Annotated in this window: 24 protein-coding genes; 12 read left to right on the top strand and 12 right to left on the bottom strand. The window is 70.9% G+C overall.

What is annotated here, in order from left to right; translation table 11 throughout:
* Nucleotides 1-13: 13 nt before the first annotated feature.
* A complete protein-coding gene (locus OG219_RS14365) occupies nt 14-850 on the top strand; it encodes a FadR/GntR family transcriptional regulator (protein ID WP_266826532.1) in 837 nt (278 codons plus the stop codon).
* Nucleotides 851-1,044: 194 nt separating this feature from the next.
* On the top strand, nt 1,045-2,640 hold the full coding sequence (locus OG219_RS14360) for a thiamine pyrophosphate-dependent enzyme (protein WP_266826530.1): 1,596 nt from the start codon (nt 1,045-1,047) through the stop codon (nt 2,638-2,640).
* Here OG219_RS14360 and OG219_RS14355 read toward each other — a convergent pair.
* Nucleotides 2,630-2,983 carry a MazG-like family protein gene (locus OG219_RS14355; RefSeq protein WP_266826528.1) on the bottom strand — a complete coding sequence of 118 codons (354 nt, stop codon included), beginning with the start codon at nt 2,981-2,983 and terminating at the stop codon, nt 2,630-2,632. The genes OG219_RS14360 and OG219_RS14355 overlap by 11 nt on opposite strands.
* Before the next feature lie 59 nt (nt 2,984-3,042).
* Complete coding sequence (locus tag OG219_RS14350; protein WP_266826526.1) at nt 3,043-3,615, bottom strand: DoxX family protein; 573 nt, start codon at nt 3,613-3,615, stop codon at nt 3,043-3,045.
* 172 nt (nt 3,616-3,787) lie between these two features.
* Between OG219_RS14350 and OG219_RS14345 the strand changes: the two genes are divergently transcribed.
* The gene (locus OG219_RS14345) at nt 3,788-4,114 is read left to right on the top strand and encodes a nuclear transport factor 2 family protein (protein WP_266826524.1); all 327 of its coding nucleotides are present in this window, start codon (nt 3,788-3,790) and stop codon (nt 4,112-4,114) included.
* Nucleotides 4,115-4,174: 60 nt separating this feature from the next.
* Nucleotides 4,175-5,179: an aldo/keto reductase gene (locus OG219_RS14340; protein WP_266826522.1), complete on the top strand. Its 1,005-nt coding sequence runs from the start codon at nt 4,175-4,177 to the stop codon at nt 5,177-5,179.
* Between the two features lie 30 nt (nt 5,180-5,209).
* Here OG219_RS14340 and OG219_RS14335 read toward each other — a convergent pair whose 3' ends face one another.
* Both OG219_RS14335 and OG219_RS14330 read right to left on the bottom strand, forming a co-directional pair.
* The gene (locus tag OG219_RS14335; protein ID WP_266826520.1) at nt 5,210-5,932 is read right to left on the bottom strand and encodes an ABC transporter ATP-binding protein; all 723 of its coding nucleotides are present in this window, start codon (nt 5,930-5,932) and stop codon (nt 5,210-5,212) included.
* A gap of 129 nt (nt 5,933-6,061) precedes the next feature.
* Nucleotides 6,062-7,516: an ABC transporter permease gene (locus tag OG219_RS14330; protein WP_266826518.1), complete on the bottom strand. Its 1,455-nt coding sequence runs from the start codon at nt 7,514-7,516 to the stop codon at nt 6,062-6,064.
* Nucleotides 7,517-7,945: 429 nt separating this feature from the next.
* On the opposite strand from OG219_RS14330, the gene OG219_RS14325 reads away from it, so the two are divergent.
* Nucleotides 7,946-9,094: a D-alanyl-D-alanine carboxypeptidase family protein gene (locus tag OG219_RS14325; RefSeq protein ID WP_266826516.1), complete on the top strand. Its 1,149-nt coding sequence runs from the start codon at nt 7,946-7,948 to the stop codon at nt 9,092-9,094.
* A gap of 291 nt (nt 9,095-9,385) precedes the next feature.
* Here OG219_RS14325 and OG219_RS14320 read toward each other — a convergent pair whose 3' ends face one another.
* Nucleotides 9,386-10,144 carry an SDR family oxidoreductase gene (locus OG219_RS14320; RefSeq protein WP_266826514.1) on the bottom strand — a complete coding sequence of 253 codons (759 nt, stop codon included), beginning with the start codon at nt 10,142-10,144 and terminating at the stop codon, nt 9,386-9,388.
* Between the two features lie 145 nt (nt 10,145-10,289).
* Here OG219_RS14320 and OG219_RS14315 point away from each other — a divergent pair, with 145 nt between their 5' ends.
* A complete protein-coding gene (locus OG219_RS14315; protein ID WP_266826512.1) occupies nt 10,290-11,936 on the top strand; it encodes an alkaline phosphatase in 1,647 nt (548 codons plus the stop codon).
* 7 nt (nt 11,937-11,943) lie between these two features.
* On the opposite strand, the gene OG219_RS14310 is transcribed toward OG219_RS14315, so the two are convergent.
* Nucleotides 11,944-12,945 (bottom strand): Gfo/Idh/MocA family protein, encoded by a 1,002-nt coding sequence (locus tag OG219_RS14310; RefSeq protein WP_266826511.1) that lies wholly within the window; start codon nt 12,943-12,945, stop codon nt 11,944-11,946.
* Between the two features lie 92 nt (nt 12,946-13,037).
* On the opposite strand from OG219_RS14310, the gene OG219_RS14305 reads away from it, so the two are divergent.
* The 3 genes from OG219_RS14305 (at nt 13,038) to OG219_RS14295 (ending at nt 16,735) form a co-directional block, all read left to right on the top strand.
* Nucleotides 13,038-14,345, top strand: coding sequence for a multidrug effflux MFS transporter (locus tag OG219_RS14305; protein ID WP_266826509.1), 1,308 nt, complete (start codon nt 13,038-13,040; stop codon nt 14,343-14,345).
* Nucleotides 14,318-15,490 (top strand): serine hydrolase, encoded by a 1,173-nt coding sequence (locus tag OG219_RS14300; protein ID WP_266836092.1) that lies wholly within the window; start codon nt 14,318-14,320, stop codon nt 15,488-15,490. The genes OG219_RS14305 and OG219_RS14300 overlap by 28 nt, the downstream gene beginning before the upstream one ends.
* 264 nt (nt 15,491-15,754) lie before the next feature.
* Complete coding sequence (locus OG219_RS14295) at nt 15,755-16,735, top strand: small ribosomal subunit Rsm22 family protein (protein WP_266826507.1); 981 nt, start codon at nt 15,755-15,757, stop codon at nt 16,733-16,735.
* Here the strand turns inward: OG219_RS14295 and OG219_RS14290 are convergent.
* Nucleotides 16,732-16,926, bottom strand: a complete 195-nt coding sequence (locus OG219_RS14290) for a DUF6243 family protein (protein WP_266826505.1) — start codon at nt 16,924-16,926, stop codon at nt 16,732-16,734. The genes OG219_RS14295 and OG219_RS14290 overlap by 4 nt on opposite strands.
* 101 nt (nt 16,927-17,027) lie before the next feature.
* Here OG219_RS14290 and OG219_RS14285 point away from each other — a divergent pair, with 101 nt between their 5' ends.
* On the top strand, nt 17,028-17,696 hold the full coding sequence (locus OG219_RS14285) for a TetR/AcrR family transcriptional regulator (RefSeq protein WP_266826503.1): 669 nt from the start codon (nt 17,028-17,030) through the stop codon (nt 17,694-17,696).
* A gap of 171 nt (nt 17,697-17,867) precedes the next feature.
* Nucleotides 17,868-18,596, top strand: a complete 729-nt coding sequence (locus tag OG219_RS14280) for a bifunctional DNA primase/polymerase (RefSeq protein WP_266826501.1) — start codon at nt 17,868-17,870, stop codon at nt 18,594-18,596.
* Between the two features lie 14 nt (nt 18,597-18,610).
* Here the strand turns inward: OG219_RS14280 and OG219_RS14275 are convergent, their stop codons facing one another.
* The 5 genes from OG219_RS14275 to OG219_RS14255 all read right to left on the bottom strand — a co-directional run bounded on the left by OG219_RS14275 (nt 18,611) and on the right by OG219_RS14255 (nt 24,147).
* Nucleotides 18,611-19,633: a hypothetical protein gene (locus OG219_RS14275; RefSeq protein WP_266826499.1), complete on the bottom strand. Its 1,023-nt coding sequence runs from the start codon at nt 19,631-19,633 to the stop codon at nt 18,611-18,613.
* Nucleotides 19,581-20,471, bottom strand: coding sequence for an iron uptake transporter permease EfeU (efeU, locus tag OG219_RS14270; RefSeq protein ID WP_266826497.1), 891 nt, complete (start codon nt 20,469-20,471; stop codon nt 19,581-19,583). The genes OG219_RS14275 and efeU overlap by 53 nt, the downstream gene beginning before the upstream one ends.
* A 2-nt stretch (nt 20,472-20,473) precedes the next feature.
* Nucleotides 20,474-21,742, bottom strand: coding sequence for an iron uptake transporter deferrochelatase/peroxidase subunit (efeB, locus tag OG219_RS14265; protein WP_266826495.1), 1,269 nt, complete (start codon nt 21,740-21,742; stop codon nt 20,474-20,476).
* Between the two features lie 13 nt (nt 21,743-21,755).
* Complete coding sequence (efeO, locus tag OG219_RS14260; RefSeq protein ID WP_266826493.1) at nt 21,756-22,898, bottom strand: iron uptake system protein EfeO; 1,143 nt, start codon at nt 22,896-22,898, stop codon at nt 21,756-21,758.
* Between the two features lie 217 nt (nt 22,899-23,115).
* Complete coding sequence (locus OG219_RS14255) at nt 23,116-24,147, bottom strand: hemin ABC transporter substrate-binding protein (RefSeq protein WP_266826491.1); 1,032 nt, start codon at nt 24,145-24,147, stop codon at nt 23,116-23,118.
* Between the two features lie 199 nt (nt 24,148-24,346).
* On the opposite strand from OG219_RS14255, the gene OG219_RS14250 reads away from it, so the two are divergent.
* Nucleotides 24,347-25,780 (top strand): HtaA domain-containing protein, encoded by a 1,434-nt coding sequence (locus tag OG219_RS14250; protein ID WP_266826489.1) that lies wholly within the window; start codon nt 24,347-24,349, stop codon nt 25,778-25,780.
* The last annotated feature ends 3 nt before the right edge of the window (nt 25,781-25,783 follow it).

The raw sequence follows: 25,783 nt of genomic DNA, 5'->3' as shown, positions 1-25,783 counted from the left end.
CCTTGGGAGTGTCATGTCCGTGCCTCATACCCCCGCGAAGATCTACCGCGGCCGGGTGGCCGACCAGATCGTCGAGGACCTCCGCGAGCAGATCCTCACCGGCGCCCTGCCGGACGGCGCGCGGCTGCCCTCCGAACGGGAGCTGGCCGCGTCGTACGACGTCAGCGCCCCCACCATCCGCGAGGCGATCCGCGTACTGACAGCGATGGGTCTGGTCACCACCCGCAACGGCAGCCGGGCGACGGTCAACGCGCAGGGCGACACCCTGCTCGCCGTGTCCATCGCCTCCGTCGTGCAGTTCGAGAAGGTCGGCGCCCGTGAGGTGATGGGCCTGCTCGCCGTGCTCAACGCGTACGCCGCCGAACTCGCCGCCGAGCACGCCTCGGACGAGGAGATCGCCGGGTTGCGGGCCGCGGCCGAGGCCGAGGCGAGTGCGACGGGCGAGGGCGTGGAGCGGTCCGCCGCCGCGCTCCAGCACTTCTTCGCCACGCTCGCCGAGATCTCCCACAATCCGCTGCTCGCCGCGCTGAGCCGGTTCATCACCGAGGTGCAGGTCGGGCTCGCGGTCAAGCTGTCCGCCAGCAGGGGCGGGGACTGGGGGCAGATCGCGGGCGCCCTCCAGCCCGAGCGGGTGAAGATCGTGGACGCCATCGCCGGCCGTGATCCCGCCGTCGCCGCTGCCACGGTGCGCAAATACCACCGGCGTGTGGTCGAGCGGATGATCTCCGTCCGCAAGGGGGAGGAGTCCGCCGGAACCGAGGCCGGCGCCACCGAGGCCCTGACCGCGTGGCTGCGGGCCAACGTGGGGCTGGGCGGCCAGGTCGCGAACCGAAGGAGCACCTTGTCGTGACGCGAGCGGTGGAGACGAGCGCGGTGCCGGAGGCAGAGGTCGAGGCAGAGGCAGAGGCGGAGGCGAGTGTGGTCGAGGCGAGCACGGCTGGGACAAGTGCCGTTGGCGCGCCGGCGGTTGGCACGCGTGCCGTTGGTACGACGGCGGTTGGTGCGAGTGCCGTTGGAGCGACTGCCGTTGAGGCAGACACCCCCGTGACCCGCACCGTCCGTGACGCCGCCTTCGACGTGCTGCGTCTGCACGGGCTGACCACCCTCTTCGCCAATCCGGGCTCGACGGAGGTGTCCCTGCTCACCGACCTGCCCGAGGACCTGGAGTTCGTACTCGCCCTGCACGAGGGCTCGGTGGTGGGCGCGGCCACCGGCTGGGCGCTGGCGCGCGAGGAGCCCGCGCTGGTGCTGCTGCACACGACGGCGGGCCTCGGCAACGCGGTGGGCGCGCTGGCCACCGCCCGCGTCAACCGGGCACCCCTCGTGGTTCTCGTGGGCCAGCAGGACCGCAGGCACCTCGCCCAGGAGCCGTTCCTCGCCGGGCAGTTGCACGGCCTGGCCGGCGACTACCCGGTCCGGGTGGAGTCGCCGGTACGCGCCCAGGACGTGCCCGGCGCCATCGGCCGGGCCGTGCACGCCGCCCGCGAGGGGAAGGGGCCCGCGCTGGTCCTCGTACCCATGAACGACTGGGCGGAGCCGGCCGAGGACCTGCCGGTTCCCGCGCCGGCCGTGCTGCGCCGGGCGGCGTCGGCGGACGCGTCGGTCGTCGCCGAGGTCGCCGCGCTGCTGGCCGGGGCCACCGCGCCGGCCCTCGTCGTCGGAGCGGGCGCGGACAGCGACGGGACCTGGACCGCGCTCGGCTCCCTCGCCGAGCGGCTCGACTGCCCGGTGTGGCAGGAGCCCTTCGGGGCGCGGGCCGGATTCCCGCAGGACCACCGGCTGTTCGCCGGACACCTGCCCGCCGACCGCCCGCGACTGCGCGCCACGCTCGCCCCGTACGACCTGGTGCTCTGCGTGGGCGCGCCGTTCCTGCGCCAATACCCGTACACGCCGGGGGAGTTGACCGGCTCCCGGGTGGTCGTCGTCACCGAGGACCCGGCCGAGGCGCACCGCGCTCCCGCCGAACTCGCGGTGGTCGCCGCGCTGCCGGACTTCTGCGACCGGCTCGCCCGCCGCACCCCGCCCAGGCCGCCGATATCGGAGCCGGCCGCGCGTACTCCGCATCCCGAACCACCCGCCCCCGGGGAGCGGTTGAGTCCCACCCACGTACTCGCGGCGCTCGCACAGCGCGTGCCCGCCGACACCGTGATCGTGGAGGAGACCCCCTCCTCCCGCCCCGACCTGCACGCCCTGCTGCCCGCCCGACGGCCGCTCGGCTTCCTCAGCGCCGCCATGGGGGGACTCGGCTTCGCGATGCCGGCCGCGATCGGGGTGCGCATGGGACAGCCGCGCCGCCCGGTGGTCGCCGTCGTCGGCGACGGATCCTCGCTCTACCAGATCCAGTCCCTGTGGACCGCCGCCCACTACGGCGTCGGCGCCGTCTTCGTCGTCCTCGCCAACGGCCGCTACGCGGTGATGGACCGGCTCGCGGACCAGCAGGGCGGCAAGCCGCCGTGGCCCGCCTTCGAGGAGGTCGACGTGGCCGGCCTCGCCGAGTCCCTCGGCTGCCCGGTCCGCCGGATCGACACCTACCCGGACCTGTGCGAGACGCTCGACGCGCTGTGCCCCACGCTGGCCGACCGCACGGAACCCCTCGTCATCGAGGTCGCGGTCTCCGCGGACGGCGAGTTCAGGCCCTGACGTCCGCCGACGACGGGCCGAGCGAGCGTTCCTCGACACCGGCCAGGTGCATGGTGAACACCTCGCGGGCGTCCGGAGCCAGGGTGCGCAGGGCGACCAGGGCGGTGATCGCGACGTCGCAGAGTTCGGACCGTACGTCGTCCCAGGTGTGGCTCGTGCCCTTGCGGGGGTTCTGGCCGGTCGCGCCGATCACCGCCTGCGCGACCTCGCCGACCTCCTCGGAGAGTTTCAGCATGCGCAGGAGGAGCAACTCCCGTCCGGTGTGCGCCTGGTTGGCGTCCAGCCAGGCGTACAGCCGGTCGATCGTGTCCCAGACGTCGTCTTCGTGAGCGCGGTCAGCCATGGGAGCAGCCTCCCATCCCCGGGACCGCGGCCGGATGCCCAATCGTCGGCCGGGGGTGCCTACTCGTCCACTTGCTGGCTGAACGCCTCCTCGTCGAACAGCGACTCCTGCTCGCCCTCAGCCAGCTTCCGCACCCGCTGGTTCCGCGCCCCCACGACCACCGCAGTGACCGCAGCCGTCACGCCAAGGGCCGTCGGTACCATCCAGCCGCGGTTCACCGCGTGCCCCAGCGCATGGTCGAGGGAGAGCCGGCCGGGACCGGTCACGGCGAGGCCCGCCGCCGTCAGGCCGAGGCTCGCCGCGTACTCGTAGCCGCCGCCCATGGCGAAGAACCCGTTCGGCGCATGCACCGCCGCCGCGCCCGCCATCGCGCCGGCCGCCGCCGCCCCGGCGGCGGGTGTCGCGAGGCCCAGTGCCAGCAGCACGCCTCCGCCCGCCTCGGAGAGGCCTGCCGCCGTCGCGCTCGCCTTTCCCGGCGCGTAGCCCATGGACTCCATGGCCGCCCCGGTGCCTTCGAGCCCGCCCCCGCCGAACCAGCCGAACAGCTTCTGCGCCCCGTGTGCGGCCAGCACGCCGCCCGTGCCCAGACGGAGCAGCAGCAGCCCCAGATCGCGTCGGTCGAAACAAGTCACGGTGACTCCCGGAACGGACGGAGTGAACAGACGGAGGGAACGGATGGAGCGAAGGTACGGAGTGAACAGACGGACTGCAGGGACTTCCACCGTCGCACCGATCACCCCACCCGACGCGCCCGCGCGGCCGTTCGGGTGGCGGGCCCGCGAGAGCGGTGTGACTCTGGCTGGCATGACGATTCAGGTAGCCAAACTCAGCGACCCGGCCGTCCGGGCGTTCGTCACCGCTGTGAACGCCCACGACCGCGACGCCTTCCAAGCACTTCTCGCCCCCGGCGCCACCATGTCCGACGACGGCTCCGACCGTGACCTCGCCGACTGGACCGACCGGGAGATCTTCTCCTCCCACGGCCACATGGACGTCGACAACGAGTCCAAGGGCGGCCTCTCCCTCATCGCCCACTACAGCAACGACACCTGGGGCGAGATGAAGACGAAGTGGAGCTTCACGGTCGACGACGGAGGCAGGATCTCCCGGTTCGAAACAGGCCAGGCCTGAAGCACCTTCCCGGAAAAGGCCTTGCCTTCGTGTGCACTCCAACTCCTAGCGTCCGGAGGCATGGAGACCACCGAGCACACCAACGGGACCAGGACACTGGGCCGCAGCGGCATCGAAGTGAGCGCCCTCGGCTTCGGCTGCTGGGCCATCGGCGGCGAATGGGCGACCTCCGACGGGCAGCCCCTGGGCTGGGGCAAGGTCGACGACGAGGAGTCCGTACGGGCGGTTCGCCGCGCCCTCGACCTCGGCGTGACGTTCTTCGACACCGCCGACGCGTACGGCACCGGGCACAGCGAGCGGGTACTCGCGCGCGCCCTCGGCAAGCGCCGCTCCGACGTGGTCGTCGCCACCAAGTGGGGCAACCTGATCGACGAGGAGCGCCGCATCGCCCTCGGCAGCGACGACTCCCCGGCGTACGCCCGCCGCGCGCTGACCGCCTCACTGCGCCGCCTGGACACCGACTACGTCGACCTGTACCAGCTGCACATCTCCGACGCCGACCCGGACCGTGCGGCGCAACTCCGCGACACCTGCGAGGAGTTCGTACGCGAGGGGCTCGTCCGCGCCTACGCCTGGAGCACCGACGACCCCGAGCGCGCGGCCGTCTTCGCGGCGGGCGAGCACTGTGCGGCCGTACAGCACCGCCTGAACATCCTCCAGGACGCACCCGAACTCCTGGCGCTCTGCGAGGAGTCGGACCTCGCGAGCATCAACCGCAGTCCCCTCGCGATGGGTCTGCTGACCGGGAAGCACGCGGCGGGGCGCGCCCTGGAGGCGGGGGACATCCGCAACGCGCCGCCCGCCTGGCTGCCGGGCTTCACCGAGAGCGCCGGCGCCGACCCTCAGTGGCTGGCCAGGGTCGACGCCCTCAGGTCCATCCTCACCAGCAACGGCCGTACGCTCGCGCAGGGCGCGCTGGCCTGGCTGTGGGCGCGCAGCCCGCGCACCGTCCCGATCCCCGGGTTCCGCTCGGTCGCCCAGGCCGAGGAGAACGCGGGCGCGATCGCGAAAGGGCCGCTCACCGCCGGGCAGTTGACCGAGGTCGACCGCGTTCTGGGACGGTGAGCGGCCCTCCGAAGGCCCTGCCGTACGGGGCTACTGGGCGAACTGCTGAGGGGCGGGGGCGCGGCGCACCGCGCCACCGCTCTGCTCCTTCAACGTGATCTGACCCTTCTTGATGGTCGCGAGGCGGGGCGCGCGGCGGGCGATGGACGAGTCGTGGGTGACCATGATGAAGGTCAGCCCGTACTCGTGCCACAGGCCTTCGAGCAGGCCCATGATGTCGTCGCGGGTGCCCTCGTCGAGGTTGCCGGTCGGCTCGTCGGCGAGGAGCACCTTCGGCTTCTTGACCAGGGCGCGCGCGATGGCGACACGCTGCTGCTGGCCGCCGGACAGCTCGGACGGGGCGTGCGTGAGGCGGTCGCCGAGGGCGACCGAGGCCAGCGCCTCGGCGGCCCGCTCGCGCCGCTCCTTGGGCTTCACACCGAGCGGCACGAGCGCGGTCTCGACGTTCTCCTGCGCGGTCAGCGTCGGGATGAGGTTGAACGACTGGAAGATGATGCCGATCTTCTCGGCGCGCAGCCGGGTCAGCTTGGCCTCGCTGATCTCGGCGAGGTTCACGCCGTCCAGTTCGACGCTGCCGGAGGAGGGGCGGTCAAGACCGCCGATCATCTGCAGCAGCGTCGACTTGCCGCCGCCCGTGGGGCCCTGGATGACGAGCTGGTCGCCGTCCTCGATGGTGAGGTCGATGCCACGCAGCGCCTCCACCGTCTCCTTGCCCCGCGTGTAGCGCTTGGTGACGCCAGTGAGCTTGTACATGAGTTCTCCGAAGATGAAGCAGGCAGGTGAAGAAGGAAAGGGGGGTGGGGCGCCGCGACCCGGGGGGAACGGACGCGGCGCCCCAGCTCAAGGGGTGTCCGGCCCGAAGACCGGTTGCCCGAGGGCGTGTTACTGGACGCTGCGCAGCGCGTCCGCCGGGCGCATCCGGGAGGCGCGCCAGCCGCCCATCGCACCGGCGATCAGACCGCCCGCGATGGCCAGGCCCGCCGCCAGCGCGATGGTCGTCATCGAGACCGGAGCGGAGAGCGCGATGTCCATGGTGTTGGACGCCGCCTGCTGGGCGCCAGGGCCGCCGCCGCCCATACGGCCGCCGCCACCCGCGCTCGCCGTGGAACCGAGCTCCGCGGTCAGCGTCGGGCTGATCGCCGTCACCGTGTACGCCGCGGCGAGACCGATGCCGATGCCGAGCGCGCCGCCGATCAGACCGTTCACGATGGACTCGCCGACGACCTGCCGGGTGACCTTGCGGGACGGCCAGCCGAGCGCCTTGAGGGTGCCGAACTCACGCACCCGGCGGGAGACGGCGGAGGAGGTGAGCAGCGCCGCCACCAGGAACGCGGCGATGAGCACCGCGATGGACAGCCACTTGCCCACGCTGGTCGCGAGGTTGGAGGCCGTGGACAGCGAACCCGAGACGGTGTCCGCGAGGTCGGCGGAGGTGGTGACCGTCGTACCCGAGATGTTCTTCTGGATGGTCGCCTTGACCGTGTCGATCTGCTTCGAGTCGGTCGCCGTGACGTAGATCGTGGTGACCTGGTCGGCCGAGTCGCCGAGCGTCTGCGCCTGCTTCAGCGGCAGGTAGACGTCGGTGGTCGACTCGCTGCTGTCGGGCGTCGCGATGCCGATGATGTCGTACTTGGTGTCGGAGATCGTGATCGTCTTGGCGATCGTGAGCTCGTTCTCCTTGGCGTACGAGGCGCTGACCACCGCGACCTTCGAGTTGGTCTGCGCGGTCGTGAACGTCGTGCCCGTGGTGATCTTCGACGTGGCGAGCGGGCCGAGGTCCTGGTTGGTGACGTCGACGCCCGCGACGGTGTACGAGTTCACGTCGAAGTTGGCGCCGCCGCCCTGCACGCGCGGCTGGCCGGTGGACTGGCCGCCCTGGCCGCCGCCCTGACCCTGACCGGAGGGCGCGGCGGACTCCGCCGTGCCCTGGGTGAAGGAGCCGTCGACCTTGGTGACGTTCAGGCTCAGCGCGCCGACCGCGCTCGCCACGCCCGACTGCTTGGCGACGTCGGTGACGAGCGAGGCCTTCAAGGCCTGCCCGCCCTGCGTCATCACGCGGTCCGAGCTCTGGGTGTCGTCGCTGTCGGAGCCCGCGTCGAACTCGAACCGGGGCCTGCCCGACTCGCTGTCCGTGGGCGCTGCCTGTGCCTTGGTGACCGTCATGTCGGTGCCGAGTCCGTACAGCGACGTCAGGACCTTGTCCTGGGCCTGCTGCATGCCGGCCGACACCGAGTTGACGGTGATGACCAGCGCGATACCGAGCGCCAGACCCAGGGCGATGACCAGGGCCGCCTTCTTGCGCCGGCTCAGCTCACGCTTGAGATAGATGCCAAACATCCCGTTCCTCAAAGGTTCTTGGCGCCCGCTGTGGGCGCGGCCACAAGCTATGGAGAAAGCTTTGAGTCGGCCTGAGTAAGGGATGTGTAAGAGCTGAGAAAGTGAGGCCCGTTATAAATGTTCCATCAGACAGCTGATTCCTAAGTTCCCTAGGGCTTAATGCCAGGTAGTGCCTGTTGAGTGGGTTCTTGGTGAAGAACAGCGGGCCCGCCCGGTGCGTATCTCCCGGTGGGACGGTGGATGGGCGTACGGGGCGGGTCCGCACTCTTTCCACCTGGGCACGCGCCCTATTCACATGGTGCGGCGTGCCGCCGCTGCCGCGTCCCCGCCCGCCGCCTTCGCGGGCTTTGCGGTTTCTTTGGAAGCGCAGTGGATTTCCTTTGTCACCCCGCCGTGCGGTGTCACAGACTGCCTTTGTACGGTCCCGGGATGCGTGATTCCACCCGGCTCTCCCGTCGTGCCGCCCTCGGCCTTGCCGCAGCCGCCGTCCCGCTGGCCGCCGCCGCACCCGCTTCGGCGGCCACCACGATCGGCGGTGAGCGGCTCGCCCGCACCGGCGTCCAGGTGAGCGGCGCCTCGGGCCTGCCCAGGGGCCTCACCGCCCGCTCCTGGCTCGTCGCCGACCACGACAGCGGCGAGGTGCTCGCCTCGTACAACGCGCACCGGCGCCTCGCACCCGCGTCCACCCTGAAGATGCTGTTCGCGGACACGGTCCTGGAGAGGTTCGAGCGGACCGAGAAGCACACGGTGACCGCCGCCGACCTGGCGGGGATTCCCTCGGGCTCCAGCCTCGTCGGCATACAGGCCGGAACCACGTACACCGTCGAGGAGTTGTGGCTCGGCGTCTTCCTGCGCTCGGGCAACGACGCGGTGCACGTGCTCAGTCACATGAACGGCGGTCTCGACGAGACGGTCGCGCAGATGCAGGCCAAAGCCGAGGATCTGCAGGCCCTGGACACCAAGGTGGTCAGCCCCGACGGCTTCGACCACGAGGGCCAGCTGTCCTCCGCGTACGACCTGACGCTCTTCGCCCGGCACGGCCTCGCCGGCGCCGACTTCCGCGGCTACTGCTCGACGAAAACCGCCGACTTCCCGGCCGGTGGCAAGAAGACCTTCCAGATCCAGAACACCGACCGCTTGCTGACGGGCGCGGACGGCGTGGCGGCGTACGACGGCCTGATCGGTGTCAAGAACGGTTACACGAGCAACGCGGGCAACACCTTCACCGGCGCGGCGACCCGCGACGGGCGGACCCTCCTCGTCACCGTGCTGCACCCGGAGAGCGGCGGCAGCGGCGTCTACGAGGAGACGGCCGCGCTGCTCGACTGGGGGTTCGGGAAAGGGGCCGGCGCCAAGCCCGTGGGCACGCTGGTCGAACCGCTCAGCGAGGGCGGCGGCGCGAGCGCGACGCCCACGCGGCAGGGGGCGGCCGGTGCTTCCGCTTCCAGTAAGGCGGAGCAGTCCTCGTGGGGGATGGCGGGTGGGGCCGGGGGAGCCGTCGTGCTGCTCGCGGGCGCGCTCGCCATGCGTATGCGCAGTCGCGGACGCGGTTCCGGGGGCGGCAGCCATCGCCGCTGACGGACGCGGAGGGTTCCTTTGTGGAGCAGCCGTCCGCGGACCGGTGCATACCCCGCGGTCCCGCGCGAGGTCCGCCCCCATCCCGGGCCGCGGACGGCTGCTCCTCCCCCCTCGGTATGGTCCGTGGTGTACACCGTGGCCGTACCGAAGTCTCGTGCTCCAAGTGTGAAGCTCTGATGGAGGAGATGTTGAGCATAAGCCCGCTACCGGGCTTTATGGTCCGGAGGTTCAGCTTCCGTTTGTGCAAGTTGAGGAGTTGACGAGGCGGGTGCGCGGCGAGGGGTGGACTTTTCAGCCACGTCCCACGTACGGCATCGCCGTCGCAAGCACCGTCGCGAACTGCACGTTCGCCTCCAGGGGCAGCTCCGCCATGTGCCGCACCGTGCGCGCCACATCGGCGACGTCCATCACCGGTTCGACCGCCGTCTCCCCGCTCGCCTGCAGGGTTCCGGTTCGCATGCGCTCGGTCATGTCGGTCGCCGCGTTGCCGATGTCGATCTGACCGCAGGCGATCCGGTACGGACGCCCGTCCAGGGACAGCGACTTGGTCAGGCCGGTCAGCGCGTGCTTGGTCGCCGTGTACGCGACCGAGTGCGGACGGGGCGTGTGCGCGGAGATCGAGCCGTTGTTGATGATCCGGCCGCCCTGCGGGTCCTGCTCCTTCATCCGCCGGTACGCCGCCTGCGCGCACAGGAACGCGCCGTTGAGGTTGGTGTCCACGACGTGCCTCCAGGCCTCGTACGGCAGCTCCTCGAACGGGACGCCGCCGGGGCCGAACGTACCGGCGTTGTTGAAGAGCAGGTCGAGCCGCCCGAAGCGGTCGTGTACGGCCGCGAAGAGGGCGTCGACGTCCTCGGGGCGTGAGACATCGGTCCGTACGGCGATCGAGGGCCCCTCGGGGGCGAGGGCGGCCGTCTCCTCCAGGGTCCCTGGCCGGCGTCCGGCGAGCGCCACCGACCAGCCGGTGCGCAGCAGTTCCACCGCCACCGCGCGACCGATGCCGGAGCCCGCTCCGGTGACCACCGCGATCTTCGTTTGCATGGCATTCATGGCCCCGCAGCGTACGTGAGGCTTTGAGCGGGGTCCGCCTTGCGGAACTCATCCGTCCGCCATCTGACTGTTGTGTACGCGCCAATCCCGCGTCGATCCCGGCCACTCCAATGACAGGCACCACAACTGTCAGGGGAGGGCCAAGATGACACCCGCAGCCCACAAGCATCCGTCTCCGCACGCCCCCGAACTCCGCGCCGTCGCCCGTCACATCGGCCGCCGCCGCTTCCTCACCGCCACCGGCGCGGCCGCCGCACTCGCCTTCGCCGTCAACCTGCCGACCGCGGGCGTGGCGAGCGCCGCCGAACTCGACGCGGCGAAGATCACCGAAGACCCCTTCACGCTCGGCGTCGCCTCGGGCGACCCGCAGCCCGGCTCCGTCCTCCTGTGGACGCGCCTCGCCCCGGTGCCGTACCAGGCCGACGGCGGTCTGCCCGCCGAACGCGTCACCGTGCAGTGGGAGTTGGCCCACGACGACCGCTTCCGCCGGATCGTCAGACGCGGCACGGCCACCGCACACCCCGAGTTCGACCACACCGTGCACGTCGAGGTCGGCCACCTCGCCGCCGACCGGGTCTTCTACTACCGCTTCAAGACGGGCAGTTGGATCAGCGAGACCGGCCGTACCCGCACCGTGCCCGCCACCCACGCCCAGGTGTCAGGGCTCAAGTTCGCCGCCGTCTCCTGCCAGGCCTACACGGACGGCTACTTCACCGCGTACGGCCATCTCGCCGAGGACGACGTCGACGTGGTCTTCCACCTCGGCGACTACCTGTACGAGTACGCGGTCAACTCCGTCGGCGGCTACCGCAACTACACCGACCGGGTGCTCCCCGACCTCTTCAACCACGAGACCGTGAACCTGGAGGACTACCGCCTGCAGTACGCCCTCTACAAGTCCGACCCGGATCTGCGCGCCGCGCACGCCGCGCACCCCTTCGTCGTCACCTGGGACGACCACGAGACCGAGAACAACTACGCCGACGACATCCCCGAGAACGACGTACCGCCGGAGGAGTTCCTGCTGCGCCGCGCCGCCGCCTACCGCGCGTACTGGGAGAACCAGCCGCTGCGCCGCCCGCAGCAGCCGGAAGGCCCCGACATGCAGCTCTACCGGCGGCTGAACTGGGGCCGGCTCGCCCAGTTCGACATCCTCGACACCCGGCAGTACCGCTCCGACCAGGCGTACGGCGACGGCCTCGACCTCCCCGGCCCCGAGATCGACGACCCGGCGCGCACGATGACCGGCGAGACGCAGGAGCGGTGGCTCCTTGACGGCTGGCGCGGCTCACGGGCCCTGTGGAACGTCGTGCCGCAGCAGGTGAACTTCGCGCAGCGCAAGCTCGACCTCACGCACCCGGCGCGGCTGTCGATGGACTCGTGGGACGGCTACCGGGCCTCGCGCCGCCGGATCCTCGACGGGGCCAAGGCGGCCGGGATCGAGAACCTGATGGTCCTCACCGGTGACGTGCACGTCGCGTACGCCTACGACATCAAGGACGACTTCGACGACCCCGCGTCCAGCACCCTCGGCACGGAGATCGTCGCCACGTCGATCTCCAGCGGCCGGGACGGCGCCGACAAGCCCTCGACCTGGGACACTTACACGGGAGCCAACCCGCACATGAAGCTCTACAACGGGCGGCGCGGCTATGTGACGGTCGAGCTGGGGCGGGAGATCGCGCGGGCCGACTTCAAGACGGTGAACGCCGTGACGACGCCGGGCGCTCCGATCACGACGGCGGCGTCGTTCGTGACGGAGGTGGGCGACCAGGGGCTGAAGCCGGCCTGAGGTCCCGCTAGTTGACCTCGCCCGGATAGCGGACGCCGATGCGGTCCCGGATCGTGTCGAGCGTCCGCATCACGGCGAGGGTGCCGTCGAGGGGGACCAGAGGGGACTCGGTCTCGCCGGCGCGCAGGGCTCGCATGACCTCGGCGGCCTCGTGCCTGAGGCTGTTGCGGGGGCCGTGCGTCGGTCCTGCCGTGAACTCCTCGGGCTCGCGGCCGTCGCGGTGCAGGACGAAACGGTCCGCGAAGAAGAAACCGTCGGGGATGTCGATGCGGCCCTCGGAGCCGGTGACCGAGGCGGCGACGGGCGTGCCGCCGTGAATGGAGCAGTGCACCGAAGCGAGAGCGCCGCTCTCCCAGGAGAGCAGTGCACCCGTCTGGAGATCGACGCCCTCGTCGGAGAGCACCGCTCTCGCGGAGATGTCCGAGGGCTCCCCGAGCAGCAGCTGCGCGAACGACACCGGGTAGACACCGAGATCGAGAAGCGCGCCGCCACCCTGCGCCGGGTCACGCAACCGGTGCGAGGGCGGGAACGGCCCCGCCAGCCCGAAGTCGGCCTGCACGGTGCGCACCTCACCGATCACACCGTCGTCGACGAGCGCCTTGAGCCGCCGGACCACCGGATTGCAGTACATCCACATGGCCTCCATCAGGAACCGGTCGTGCCGCCGCGCGAGCGCGACCAGCTCCTCCGCCTCGCCCGAGTTCAGCGTGAACGCCTTCTCGCACAGCACATGGCGCCCCGCCTCCAGACACATCCCGGCCGCGGCCCGGTGCGCCGAGTGCGGAGTGGCGACGTACACGATGTCGACGTCCTCGTCCTCGGCGAGCGACGCCCAGTCCCCGTACGCCTTCGGAATCCCGAACCGTTCCGCGAACGCCTTCGCCGAGGCGTCCGTCCGCGAGGCCACGGCCACCACCTCGGCGTCCGCCATGTCCACCAGATCCGCCGTGAACGCCGCGGCGATCCCACCCGTCGCCAGAATCCCCCACCGCACGCGATCCACTGCCATCCCCGGTCCCTCGCTCTGTGACCTCTGTGACCCCGAACACTCTGTTCGAACTGAGAGCATAGGTGGCGGATTACTCGGAGAGGGAGGGGCACATGCCCGAGCGTGGCCGTACCACGCGGGACCAGGACAGCGCGGAGGACGCCATAGAGACGGTGGCAGCCGTATCGCCGGGCGTACGGGACACCGCCGCCCTCCGCCGCACCGGACTCCTCGTCACCCTGCTCCTCGGCGGGCTCGCCGCCACGCCCCCGCTCGCGATGGACATGTACCTCCCGGCGCTGCCGGAGGTCACGAACTCCCTGCACGCCCCCGCCGCGACCGTGCAGCTCACCCTCACCGCCTGCCTCGCGGGCATGGCGTTCGGGCAGCTGGTCGTCGGCCCGATGAGCGACAGGTGGGGACGGCGCAGACCACTGCTCGTGGGCCTGCTCATCTACATCGTCGCCACCGCCCTCTGCGCCGTCGCCCCGAACATCGAGACCCTCGTCGCCTTCCGCCTCGCCCAGGGCCTCGCGGGCGCGGCCGGAATCGTCATCGCGCGGGCGGTCGTACGCGATCTGTACGACGGCATGGAGATGGCCCGCTTCTTCTCCACGCTCATGCTGATCTCCGGCGTCGCCCCGATCATCGCGCCGCTCATCGGCGGGCAGGTCCTGCGCGTCACCGACTGGCGCGGTGTGTTCGTGGTCCTCACGGTGGTCGGCATCGCGCTGACCGCGGTCGTCTGGTTCCGGCTGCCGGAGACCCTCGCGCCCGGTGAGCGGCACAGCGGCGGTGTGGGAGAGGCGCTGCGCGCGATGCGCGGACTGCTCGCCGACCGGATCTTCGCGGGCTACATGCTCACCGGCGGATTCACCTTCGCCGCGCTGTTCGCGTACATATCCGCCTCGCCCTTCGTCATCCAGGAGATCTACGGCGCCTCCCCGCAGACCTTCAGCCTGCTCTTCGGCCTCAACTCCGTCGGCCTGGTGATCGTCGGCCAGATCAACGGCAAGATCCTGGTCGGCCGGGTCGGTCTCGACAAGGTCCTCGCCGTCGGCCTCGCGGTCATCACGCTCGCCGCCGCCGCGCTGCTGCTGATGTCCACCGGCGTCCTCGGCGAGGCCGGGCTCGTTCCGGTCGCCGCCGCGCTGTTCGTGCTGATGTCCGCGATGGGCGTGGCCCTGCCCAACACCCAGGCACTCGCGCTGATGCGCGTCCGGCACGCCGCGGGTTCCGCTTCCGCGCTCCTGGGCACCTCCTCCTTCCTCGTCGGCGCGATCGCCTCACCCCTCGTCGGCATCGCCGGGGAGCGCACCGCCGTCCCGATGGCCGTCGTCCAACTGGCCGCAGTACTGGTGGCGGCCGCCTGCTTCGTGGGACTGTGCCGTCCCTGGCAGGGAAGACGCACATCGGACTGAAAGGCGGCGGACAGCTGAGCGCACCGAGACTGCGCATCGACTCACCGGAACGGGCCGGGCTCGACCCCGGAGAACTGAAGCACCTCGTACGGGAGGTCCACGCCCTCACGGGCGGGGCGGACCCCTGGGCCGCGGGCGCCGTACTGGTCGCCGGGCGCGGCCCGGTCATCGCCGTCGAGGAGGCCGCGGGGTGGGCGGTCCGCTACGCCTCCTACGACGAGGAGACGGACACGGGGGTCGAACTGCCGCCCGGGGCACGGGTTCCCATGACCGCCCGCACCCCCTTCGACCTCGCCTCCCTCACCAAGCTGTTCACGGCGGTCGCCGCGGTGCAGCAGCTGGAGCGGGGCACGCTCGGCATCGACGCGCGGGTCGGCGCGTATCTGCCGGACTTCCGGGCGGCCGCCGAACACGGCATCACCGTACGGCAGTTGCTCACCCACACCTCAGGGCTGCGGCCCGAACTCCCGCTGTACGACTGCCCGGACGACCGGGCGCGGCTCGAGATGCTCCGTGCGGAGGCGCCGGTGTCGGAGCCGGGGGAGTACGTCTACTCGGACGTGAACCTGCTCCTCCTCCAGTACGTCCTGGAGCGCACCACCGGGCGCACGCTCGACGTCCTCGTGCGTGACGGGATCACCCGGCCGCTCGGGATGACGGCCACCCGGTTCGGGCCGTGTCCGGGGGCGGCCGCGACGGAGGACCAGCGGTGGCCGTGGGCCAGGGTCGACCGGGGCATGCTCCGCGGTGTGGTCCACGACGAGAACGCCTGGGCCCTCGGGGGTGTGGCCGGTCACGCCGGCCTCTTCTCCACCGGCCGCGACCTCGCCGTCTTCTGCCGCACCCTCCTCGCGGGCGGCTCCTACGGCCCCGCCCGCATCCTCGGCCCCGACTTCGTCGAACTCATGCTCACCCCACCCGGCCTCGGCTTCGCCCTCGACCAGGCCTGGTTCATGGGGGCTCTCGCGGGGCGCGGTGCGGCGGGGCACACGGGGTTCACGGGGACGTCGCTGGTGCTGGATCCGGCGACGGACACGTTCGCGGTGCTGCTGGCGAATACGGTGCATCCTCGGCGCCGGGCCGCCGACAATGCGCCGAGGGCGGCGGTGGGGACTCGGGTGGCGCGGGCGGTGCGGGGGACTTGAGGGTTTTTTCGCCCCCTCCGCCCCTACCCGTCCCTTGCTCCCTGGGGGCTGCCGCCCCCAGACCCCCGCATCGCGCTGACGCGCTCGTCCTCAAACGCCGGACGGGCTAAAAGATCTCTAGCTCCGGCCGGGGAAAGTTTCAGCCCCTCCGGCGTTTGAGGAGCGGGGTCTGGGGCGGAGCCCCAGGAACAGGGACGGGTAGGGGCGGAGGGGGCGAAAACCCACCCCACCCCAGCCCCCACCCCCCAACCGTAGAATCACGACGTGAACGCCGCCGAAACCCTCCGCACCGCCCTGGCCGGCCTCCTCGACGGCCTCCCCCCGAAGGCGGCCACGCAGGCGGTCGACCGGCTGATCGCGAACTACCGGGGCGAGACCCCGACCCACACCCCGATCCTCCGCGACCGCGAGGACGTGGTCGCGTACGCCGCGTACCGGATGCCCGCGACGTTCGAGGCGGTACGCACGGCACTGGACGAGTTCGCGGACACGGCCCCGGACTGGGCGCCGAACAGCCACGTGGACGTAGGCGGCGGCACCGGCGCGGCGACCTGGGCGGTGAACGCCACCTGGGAGGGCACCCGCCCGGTGACGGTCCTCGACTGGGCCGAACCGGCGCTCGCACTGGGCCGGGAAATCGCCGCGGCGAACCCGGAGCTGAAGGCCGCCGAGTGGCACCGCTCTCGTATCGGAGCAGCGCTCACCATCGAGAGCACTGATCTCGTCACCGTCTCCTACGTTCTCGGCGAGCTGACCGACGCCGACCGCGCCTCCGTGGTCGACGCCGCCGCGTCCGCCGCGCAGGCCGTCGTGATCATCGAGCCCGGCACCCCCGGCGGCTACGCCCGCGTCATCGAGGCCCGCGACCGCTTGATCGACGCCGGGTTCCGGATCGCCGCGCCCTGTCCGCACAGCGCGGGCTGCCCCATCGTCCCCGGCGAGGACTGGTGCCACTTCTCGGCCCGCGTCAGCCGTTCCTCCCTGCACCGCCAGGTCAAGGGCGGCTCCCTGCCGTACGAGGACGAGAAGTTCAGCTATGTCGCCGCGACCCGCTTCCCGCCGGTCCCGGCCCCCTCCCGTATCGTCCGCAGGCCCCAGATCCGCAAGGGCCAGGTGCTCCTGGACCTGTGCGAGCCCGACGAGTCCCTGCGCCGGGACACGGTGACCAAGCGCCACGGCCTGCTGTACAGGGCGGCCCGCGACGCGGCCTGGGGCGACGCCTGGCCGCCGCCCCAGGGGGACTAACTCCGTTCCTCCTCCGCGTGGCCTTCCGTACGGCCCTCCTGCAGCCTGCGCAGCAGCTCCCGCTTCTGGCTCTGCGGATCCTGGCCCCCGCCGACCCGCTTGCCCCGGCCCCCGCCGCGCAGCGCCTTGCGGCCCAGGTTGCTGCGGGTTCCGCCGACGCCCAGCATGTTTCCGTTTCCGCCTCGGCTCATCCCGGGTCTCCCTCCGGATCACAACGAGACGGTTCGTCTCGTTCGATGCTTACCACTGTCCGGCGAGACGCAACGTCTTGTCAACCTGATAAATTCGCCCCATGGTCCAGACGCCCGGTCAGAAGTCCACCCCGTCCTCGGGTAAGCCCACCCCCGACTCCACCCGCCGCAGCGAGAAGTCCCGCCGCGCGATCTACGACGCCGCCCTCGCCCTCGTCGGCGAGGTCGGCTACCCGAAGACCACCATCGAGGGCATCGCGGCCCGCGCCGGTGTCGGCAAGCAGACGATCTACCGCTGGTGGTCTTCGAAGGCCGAGGTGCTCCTGGAGGCGTTCATCGACCTGAGCGCCCAGGCGGCGGAGGCCGCGGCCCGGCCCGAGATCCTGGGGGAGCAGGCGGCGTACGAGATCCCGGACACCGGCGATCTGGAGGCCGACCTCAAGCTGGTCCTGCGCGCCACCGTCGACGAGCTCCTCGACCCCAAGTTCGAGATCCCCTCGCGTGCGCTGGCCGCCGAGGGCGTCGTCAACAAGGAGGTGGGCGTCGAGTTCGTGACCAAGCTCCTCGAACCCCAGCTCCAGCTGTACGTGAAGCGGCTGCGCTCAGCCCAGGACGCCGGCCAGGTGCGCCAGGACATCGACCCGCGCATCGCCCTGGAACTCTTCGTCTCCCCGCTCGCCCAGCGCTGGCTCCAGTACACCGGGCCGATCACCTACGACTACACGGACGCCCTCGTCGACTACGCCCTCCACGGCCTCGCCCCGCGCTGAGCGGCCACCGGGACGGCGAGATAAATCACACCAAAGCATGCAAACAAGCCTGATTCCGGCCGAGAGCGCATCGCCCCCACCTACCCCGGATGTCAGCTCTGGCCACCCGGGGCGCAGGATGGTGGGACCATAGGGCAAGACGTGGGGAACTAGGGCTAGGCGAGGCGATACATGAGCGCAGAGTTCGGCAGCCGCTCCGGCGCGCAGGGCAGGATCTCCCAGTGGCTGCGTGGCCGCCGCCCCAAGGAGACCGCCAGTGACGGCAGCGGGCGTGAGGCCCTGCTGCTCGCCGCTGCCGCCGCCGGGCTGCCGCTCGCGCAGGCCGCGTACCCCTCCGGGTACCGGTGCTCCTGTGACCGCGTCGGTTGTCCCACCCCCGCGCGCCACCCCATCTCCTTCGCCTGGCAGACCCAGTCCACGACCGACCGCGCCCAGATCGAGCGGTGGGCCCGGCATCAGCCGCAGGCCAACTTCATCACCGCGACCGGCATGGTGCACGACGTCCTCGACGTGCCGCTGGACGCGGGGCGCGAGGCGCTGGAGCGGCTGCTCGCCTCCGGTATCGAGGTGGGACCCGTCGCCCAGTCCGGCGCCGACCGCATGCTCTTCTTCACGGCCACCCGCGGTACGCCCGAGGACGAGGACGAGTGGTGGCCCTGCGAGCTGGACTGCCACCCCGAGACGATGGACGAGCACCCGGGGCTGCGCTGGCACTGCCGCGGCTCGTACGTCCTGGTGCCGCCCGCCCAGCTCCCCGGTGACCTGACGGTCGACTGGGTACGGGGCCCCGAGCATCCCCTGCCGGATCCGCTCACCATCCTCGAAATCCTGACCGACGCCTGCGCCCGCTACGCCGGGGACGGCTCGGAGCAGCTGGCGGCCTGGCCCCACCGGGGCTGAACCGCTCGCCTCCGCTACTCGCCCTTCGCCCCAGTCAGCCCCTGCACCCGGCTCAGGAACTCCACCTGCTGGTCCCCCGACCCCTTCGCCGGGTCGAGGACCGCCTCGTTGGCGACGAACTCCAGGGTGAGGGACTGCTTCACCTCGCCCGTCATCAGGGCCTTGATGTTCGCGTCGGTGACGTTGATGTCGACGCCCTGAGCGGCGGTCTGCTTCTCGAAGTGGCGGGTGGTGAAGAAGACCAGCGCGCCGCCGTCCTTGGTGCGCAGCCCGACGGGCGCGTAGTCACCGGAGTTGAGCGGCTCGTCGACGTACTGCCGGGCGAGGCCCGGCTTGCTCTCGTTCTTCTCGCGCAGGGCCCGCAGCTCCGAGGTGTAGGCGCCGGGCGCGAAGGTGTCGCCGCCGCTCGCCAGATAGGTCGCGTACGCCTGGCCCAGCTTGTCCGGCTCGACCGCGAGGGCCGCGTCGTCCGCGGTGACCGGCTGCGCCCAGCCGTCCGCGTCCTTCTCGAACTCCGGTATGCCGTCGGCGGCGAGGACGGTCAGATACGAGGCCTCCCACACGTCGCTCGCGCTGCCCCGGGTGAACACGACCAGCCAACGGGTGTCGTCCGAGCCCTTGTTGGAGTCGGTGTCGGCCAGGAACCAGCGCGGCCAGCCCGCCTTCTCGGGGATGGTGAACTTCGCGTCGGTCAGCTCCAGCGGAGAGTGCGCCGCGTTGCCTTGCGGGCTGTTCTTCTGCCCGGCCTCCAGCTTCGCGCCGTCGATGTCGGCGAGCGGGCCTGTGACGTAGCCGGCGTCCAGCGAGCGGTCGTACGCCTTGTCCGCCTCGTTGTACGCCGTGGTGAAGTCCTCGAGCGCGCGGGCGGCCTCCGCCTGGGTCGCCGCCGGCACGATCTCCCGCTCCCCGTGCACCACCATGCAGCCACTCGCCGTCAAGGACAGAACGGTCACCGCGCCCGTCGCCAGGGCGAATTGGCCGCGACTACGAAGCCTTCGAATGGTGCGATCCCCGCGAACCCTGCGATCCCTGCTCATCAGGCGTCTTCACCTTCCCCTTCCCGGAGGCGAACCCTACCGGGGCGAGGAAAATCGCGAGAGTCGGGATCAGGTACAGCGCCCACACCGTGACCTGGAGGACGGTCGGATCGGGCTGGAAGTTGAAAACGCCCTTGAGGAGGGTGCCGTACCAACTGTCCGGCGGGATGGCGCCGCTGATGTCGAACGCCTTGTTCGTCAGGCCCGGCAGGAAGTCGGCCTCCTGGAGGTCGTGGAAGCCGTACGCCAGCACGCCCGCGGCGACCACGACCAGCATGCCGCCGGTCCAGGTGAAGAACTTGGCCAGGTTGATGCGCAGCGCGCCCCGGTAGAACAGCCAGCCGAGCAGCACCGCCGTGGCGAGGCCGAGCAGCGCGCCGAGCAGCGGCTTGAAGGTGCCGTCCTCGGAACCGGCCGCGTGCACCGACGTCCACACGAACAGCGAGGTCTCCAGGCCCTCCCGGCCGACCGCCAGGAACGCGGTGGCCACCAGTGCCCCGGTGCCCATCAGCAGCGCGGAGTCCAGCTTGCCGTGCAGCTCCGCCTTCAGATGCCGGGCTGTGCGCCGCATCCAGAAGACCATCCAGGTCACCAGGCCCACGGCGACGATCGACAGCGAACCGCCGAGCAGCTCCTGTGCCTTGAACGTCATCTCCTGCGAGCCGTACTCCAGGGCGAAGCCGAAGCCGAGCGAGATCAGCACCGCGACGGTGATGCCGATCCAGATCGGCCGCAGCGCTTCGCGGTGCTCGGTCTTGACGAGATAGGCCACCAGGATGCAGACGACGAGGCTGGCTTCGAGCCCCTCGCGCAGGCCGATCAGGTAGTTCGCGAACACGGCTACGCCTCCTTGGAGAACAGCGTCCGGCCCCACCAGTCGTCCTTGTCCCGGACGCCCGGTGGGATCGCGAAGACCGCCGAACCCACGTGCTGGATGTACTCGTTGAGCGGGTCGATGGCCAGGCTGCGCTGCACCGGGATGAAGCCGGTGCGCACATCGCGCTGGTATGCGAGGAAGAACAGGCCCGCGTCGAGGCGGCCCAGGCCGTCCGTGCCGTCGGTGAAGGAGTAGCCGCGGCGCAGCAGCGTCGCCCCGTCGTTGGAGTCGGGGTGCGCGAGCCGTACGTGCGCGTCGGGCTTCATCGCCTTCAGGAACGGCTCGTCGCGCTCCTTCGCCTTGCCGACGGGGGCGCCCTCGCCCTTGTCGCGGCCGAAGATGTCCTCCTGCTCCTGGAGCGGAGTGCGGTCCCAGGTCTCGACGTTCATCCGGATGCGCCGGGCGACGAGGTACGAACCCCCGGCCATCCAGGCCGAGTTCTTGTCGACGTCCTTCTCGTCCACCCACACGAACTTCTGCAGCCGGTCGGTCTCCGTCCCCGCGATGTTGCGGGTGCCGTCCTTGAAGCCCATGAGGTTACGAGGGGTCTGCGCTTCCGGCGTCGTCGAGGAGGTCTTACCGAAGCCCAGCTGGGACCAGCGCATGACGACCTTGCCGAAGCCGATCCGGGCGAGGTTGCGGATCGCGTGCACCGCGACCTGCGGGTCGTCGGCGCAGGCCTGGACGCACAGATCGCCGCCGCTGCGGTTCCTGTCGAGGTTGTCGCCCGCGAACTTCGGCAGGTCGACGAGGGCCTCCGGCCGTAGGCCCGCCAGGTCGAACTTCTCGAACAGGGACGGCCCGAAGCCGATGGTGAGGGTCAGCCGCGAGGGTTTGAGGCCCAGCGCCTCACCGGTGTCGTCCGGCGGCGCCTCGGCCAGACCGCCGTACGCCCCCTCGCCGACCGCCTGCCCGGCGGTGACCCGCCGCGCCGCCTCGGTCCAGTCCTTCAGCAGCTGGACGAACGCGGCGCGGTCGTCCGTCTTCACGTCGAACGCGGCGAAGTGCAGCCGGTCCTGCACCGGCGTCGCGATGCCCGCCTGATTCGCTCCGTGGAAGGCGATCGCGGCGCCCGACTCGGCGGCCGCCGGATCCACGTCGCTTCCCGTACGGGTCATGGCCACCGCACCACCGGCCGCGGCGGCACCGAGCGCGAGCCCGGCACCGCCCCAGCCGATCAGCGAACGCCTTGAGGGCGAGGGGCCGTTGGTGGTCTCCGTGGTGTCCGTCATGGGTGAGCCTCGCTTACTTCACGACGGCGGCGGCGAGCTTGGACAGGGGCTCGGCGAGCGCGTTGACCGCGTCCGAGAGCTCCTTGCGGTCGGCGTCGCCGACCTTGTCGTACGAGGTGAACTCGTAGGAGGTCTTGTCCTCGCGGTACTGGTCGAGCAGCGCGTTCAGCGCCGCGAACTGCTTGTCGAGTTCCTTCGTCAGCGCCGCGTCGTTCTCGGCGGCGACCGGCTTCAGGAGGTTGTACGACTCCTCCGCGCCCTCGACATTGGCCTTGAAGTCGACCAGGTCGGTGTGCGAGTAGCGCTCCTCCTCGCCGGTGACCTTGCCGGTGGCGACCTCGTCGAGCAGCTCCTTGGCGCCGTTGGCCATGGAGGTCGGGGTGATGTCGGCCTTGCCGACGCGCTTCTGCCAGTCGGTCAGGTCGGTGACCAGCTGGGCGGCGAGGGTCTTGTCCTCGTCGGTGATCTTCTTGTCCTGCCAGAGGGCCTTCTCCAGGCGGTGCCAGCCGGTCCACTCCTGGCCGTCCTCGAGGCCGTCGGCGCGGAAGTCGACCTTCGGGTCGATGTCACCGAAGGACTCGGCGACCGGCTCGGTGCGCTCCCAGCCGATGCGCGAGGGCGCGTACGCCGCCTTCGCGGCCTCCAGGTCGCCGTCCTTGACGGCGTCGGTGAACACCTTGACCTTGGGCAGCGTCTCGTCGGCCTGCGCCTGCGCGTACTTGCGGTAGGCGGCGACGGCCTTGTCGAGCCGCGGGTCGCGCTTGGCGACGGTGCCGCCGGTGGCCTTGACGTCCTGGCGGATGCCGTCGCCCTTCATGCCGGGCTTGCAGGCGATCGTGTAGTCGCCGGCCTTCACCTCGGCGGTGACCGTCTGCTTGGTGCCCGGGCCGATGTTCTCACGCTCGGTGACGATCCGGTCGTCCGGGAAGAGGAGGTAGATCTCGGTCACCTTGGAGCCCTTGTTCTCCACGGCGATCTCGACGTGCCCGGCGGGGAACTCCTTCTTGGAGACCTCGCACTTGGAGTCGGTGGCGGTCACTTCGATGAGGTTGTCATCGCTGGAGGAGGCATCGCTCTTCTCGGTGCAGCCCGTGACGGCGGTCAGGGCCGCCGCGACGGCGACGGCGGTGGCGACGGAGAGACGGACGGGGCGCATACGGGCTCCAAGGCGAGGGCACAGCGGGTCACAGGAAGTGCATAGATCCAGGTGAGGCCGACCTAACTTATCTGAGGCTTACCTGAGTGATACCCGCCCGTCCAGTGATTCAGCTCTCATGGACGGTGTATGGGCTCGGCTTGATCACGGTGGCTCAATCCGCACCCCATGGAACGGTAAAGAGCGGGTCAAAAGCCGCGGACTGTCAACCGGATTGTCAACTCCCATCCCCGTAGAGCTGCTTCACGATCGACTTCAGCACCTGGTCCGTGCGCGGCCCGTAGTTGAGGAGCACCCCGTCCTCGACCGACACGACCCGGCGCTCCATCCCGGCCGGGGTCTGCGCGACGCCGGGGATCTTGACGAGGCCGTCGACGCCGCCGACCGATTCGAGCCCCTTGGTCATCACGAGGATCGCGTCGGGGGCCGCCTGGGCCAGGGCCTCGGTGGTGATGGCCGTGAAGTCCTTCTCAAGACCCGCCTCGGCGCCCGCGTCGACCGCTCCGGCCGCTTCGAGCAGCGAGGTGGCTCCCGATCCCCTGCCGCCGATGAGATACACCGAGGCCGAGCCGCGGAGGTAGAGGAAGGCGACGCGCGGATGCTCCTCGCGGGTCGGAATCTCCTTGCGTACGGCGGCGATCCGGTCCTCCGAGCGCTGGGTGAGCCGCTTCCCGTCGGCCGGTACGCCGAGGGCGTCGGCCACCGTCTGGATGCGCGGGCCCACATCGTCCAGGCCCTGCGCCGGGGCGACGACGAGGACCGGGATGCCCGCGTCGCGGATCTGCTCCATGGCCTCGTCGGGCCCGGTGGTCGTCTCGGCGAGGACGAGGTCCGGCCTCAGGGAGAGCACGCTCTCCGCGGAGACGTCGTGGTTGCGGGTGACGACCGGCAGCTTCTCCGCCTGGTCGAAGGTGGCGGTGATGTCACGGGCGACGACCCGGTCGCCGAGCCCGAGCGTGAAGACGATCTCGCTGAGGCTGCCGGAGAGCGGGACGATCCGGTCGGCGGCGCGGACCGTCACCTTCTCGCCGTCGGACGAGCTCACGGTGACGGGCAGTTGGGGCTTCGCGGGGTCCGTCAGGGGTTCGACGCGGTTGGCGGAGGCGGCGGATCCCTTCGCGGATTCCTTCGTGGACGCCTCGCTCCCGGTCGAGCCCCCGCAGCCGGTCGCGGCCGTCAGAAGGGCGAGCGCGGACAGCAGGGCGCCCGCCATTCGTGTGCGCCGACGACGCACGGTCCCGTCCTTCATCCTCGTCCATCCATGCTCGTCCATCCATCCTCTCGGTCCGCTTCCGGTCGCTTTGGACCGCTTCCGGTCGCTGCCGGTTACGGCCGGCCGCTTTCAGTCGCTTCGGCCTCTTCCGACATCTGCCAGGGATAGCTTAGGTTAGCCTTACCTTTCCAGCCATGAGTGGCCGGTTACCGACCGCCGAACCCGGAGGACATCCATGCCCGTGCGCCTGAGGGCCCCGATCACCGCGGTGTGCGTGGCCGCGCTCGGAGCTCTGCTGGGGGCGCTGCTCCCCGCCACCGCCGCGCACGCCGCCGGCCGCAGCGTGCAGGGCGGGCGGCTCGACTGGGGCATCAAGTCCTCCTTCCAGAGCTATGTCACCGGGCCCATCGCCCAGGGGAGTTACTCCCTCACCGGCGGCGCCGCCACGGTCGGCAGCAGCCAGTTCCGCTTCCACTCGGCGACGGGCACCTACGACGCCGCCACCGGCGCCTTCTCCTCCTCCTTCTCCGGCGGGGTCCACTTCGTCGGGCACAAGGAGGACGACGGCACCTACCAGCTCGACCTCACCATCAGCCGCCCCACCGTCCGCATCTCCGGCGGCAGCGGCACCCTCTACGTCGACATCACCAGCAAGGCGAAGGGCACCGGGACGGTCACGACGTCCTCACAGGTGCCCTTCGCCTCCCTCTCCCTCGGCGGGATCGACATGAAGGGCGGCGGCAACTCCGTACAGCTCAACAGCCTTCCCGCCACGCTGACTTCACAGGGCGCGCAGTCCTTCGCCGGGTACTACACGGCCGGTACCGCGCTCGATCCGGTGAGCCTGTCCGCGGACGTACAGCCGGCGGCCACGCCGAAGGCGTCGAGCACGCCCACACCCACGCCCACGAAGTCCTCCGCGAAGAAGGAGACTTCGGGCGCGATCGCGAACGGCGCCGTCGACTGGGGCGTGCGCCGCACCTTCCGCGAGTACGTCACCGGGGACATCGCCCAGGGCAAGTGGACCCTGTCCTCGGGAGCCCAGGACGGCGGCGCCCTCTTCCGCTTCGCCGGCGGTGAGGGGACGTACAAGAAGGACGACCGCTCGCTGGAGGCGGAGTTCGAGGGCGCGGTGCGCTTCAGCGGCGAACAGGGTCTCGACCTGAAGCTGAGCGGCGTCCGGGTAGCCGTCGAGGACGCCAAGGGCACCCTCTATGCCGATGTGACCAGCGAGGACTTCACCGGCAAGAAGGTTCCGCTCGTCACCTTCACGGCAAAGGACTTCACCCCGAAGAACGACCTCGTCGAGCTGACCGAGGCGCCCACCAAGCTCACCGCCAAGGGCGCGAAGGCCTTCGGCGGGATGTACCAGGCGGGCACCGAGATGGACCCCCTCTCGCTCGCCGTCGCCCTCACCGACGCCTCGGCCCTGCCCGCGCTGCCCGACTTGGGCAGCTCGGCCACCGGGAGCGCGACCCCCTCGGCGCCGGAGACGGCCGCCGAAGCCAAGACCGACACGACCGAGGCCGCCGCGGACACCTCCGACGGCGCACCGGTCCTGCCCATCGGCCTCGCGGCCGGCGCCCTGCTGGTGGCGGGCGCGGCCTACGCGATCGCCGTCCGCAGGCGCCGTGGCCGCCAGGCCCCCGCAGTCCCTGACGAGGACTGAACC

The sequence above is a fragment of the Streptomyces sp. NBC_00038 genome (genome assembly GCF_026343635.1).
Classification (GTDB): Bacteria; Actinomycetota; Actinomycetes; order Streptomycetales; family Streptomycetaceae; genus Streptomyces.
The sequence above is the reverse complement of the archived record's forward strand: the minus strand, read 5'-3'. Positions and strand labels throughout refer to the sequence as shown.

Excerpts from the sequence above, each read along its gene's own strand:
- OG219_RS14340 (WP_266826522.1), top strand. The coding sequence starts at position 4,175 with ATGGAGACCACCGAGCACACCAACGGGACCAGGACACTGGGCCGCAGC.
- OG219_RS14285 (WP_266826503.1), top strand. The coding sequence starts at position 17,028 with ATGGTCCAGACGCCCGGTCAGAAGTCCACCCCGTCCTCGGGTAAGCCC.
- OG219_RS14365 (WP_266826532.1), top strand. The coding sequence starts at position 14 with ATGTCCGTGCCTCATACCCCCGCGAAGATCTACCGCGGCCGGGTGGCC.
- OG219_RS14275 (WP_266826499.1), bottom strand. The coding sequence starts at position 19,633 with ATGAGCAGGGATCGCAGGGTTCGCGGGGATCGCACCATTCGAAGGCTT.
- OG219_RS14280 (WP_266826501.1), top strand. The coding sequence starts at position 17,868 with ATGAGCGCAGAGTTCGGCAGCCGCTCCGGCGCGCAGGGCAGGATCTCC.
- OG219_RS14290 (WP_266826505.1), bottom strand. The coding sequence starts at position 16,926 with ATGAGCCGAGGCGGAAACGGAAACATGCTGGGCGTCGGCGGAACCCGC.
- OG219_RS14320 (WP_266826514.1), bottom strand. The coding sequence starts at position 10,144 with ATGAATGCCATGCAAACGAAGATCGCGGTGGTCACCGGAGCGGGCTCC.
- efeO (WP_266826493.1), bottom strand. The coding sequence starts at position 22,898 with ATGCGCCCCGTCCGTCTCTCCGTCGCCACCGCCGTCGCCGTCGCGGCG.
- OG219_RS14255 (WP_266826491.1), bottom strand. The coding sequence starts at position 24,147 with ATGAAGGACGGGACCGTGCGTCGTCGGCGCACACGAATGGCGGGCGCC.
- efeB (WP_266826495.1), bottom strand. The coding sequence starts at position 21,742 with ATGACGGACACCACGGAGACCACCAACGGCCCCTCGCCCTCAAGGCGT.
- OG219_RS14250 (WP_266826489.1), top strand. The coding sequence starts at position 24,347 with ATGCCCGTGCGCCTGAGGGCCCCGATCACCGCGGTGTGCGTGGCCGCG.
- OG219_RS14355 (WP_266826528.1), bottom strand. The coding sequence starts at position 2,983 with ATGGCTGACCGCGCTCACGAAGACGACGTCTGGGACACGATCGACCGG.
- OG219_RS14305 (WP_266826509.1), top strand. The coding sequence starts at position 13,038 with ATGCCCGAGCGTGGCCGTACCACGCGGGACCAGGACAGCGCGGAGGAC.
- OG219_RS14330 (WP_266826518.1), bottom strand. The coding sequence starts at position 7,516 with ATGTTTGGCATCTATCTCAAGCGTGAGCTGAGCCGGCGCAAGAAGGCG.
- OG219_RS14325 (WP_266826516.1), top strand. The coding sequence starts at position 7,946 with ATGCGTGATTCCACCCGGCTCTCCCGTCGTGCCGCCCTCGGCCTTGCC.
- OG219_RS14310 (WP_266826511.1), bottom strand. The coding sequence starts at position 12,945 with ATGGCAGTGGATCGCGTGCGGTGGGGGATTCTGGCGACGGGTGGGATC.
- OG219_RS14335 (WP_266826520.1), bottom strand. The coding sequence starts at position 5,932 with ATGTACAAGCTCACTGGCGTCACCAAGCGCTACACGCGGGGCAAGGAG.
- OG219_RS14315 (WP_266826512.1), top strand. The coding sequence starts at position 10,290 with ATGACACCCGCAGCCCACAAGCATCCGTCTCCGCACGCCCCCGAACTC.
- OG219_RS14345 (WP_266826524.1), top strand. The coding sequence starts at position 3,788 with ATGACGATTCAGGTAGCCAAACTCAGCGACCCGGCCGTCCGGGCGTTC.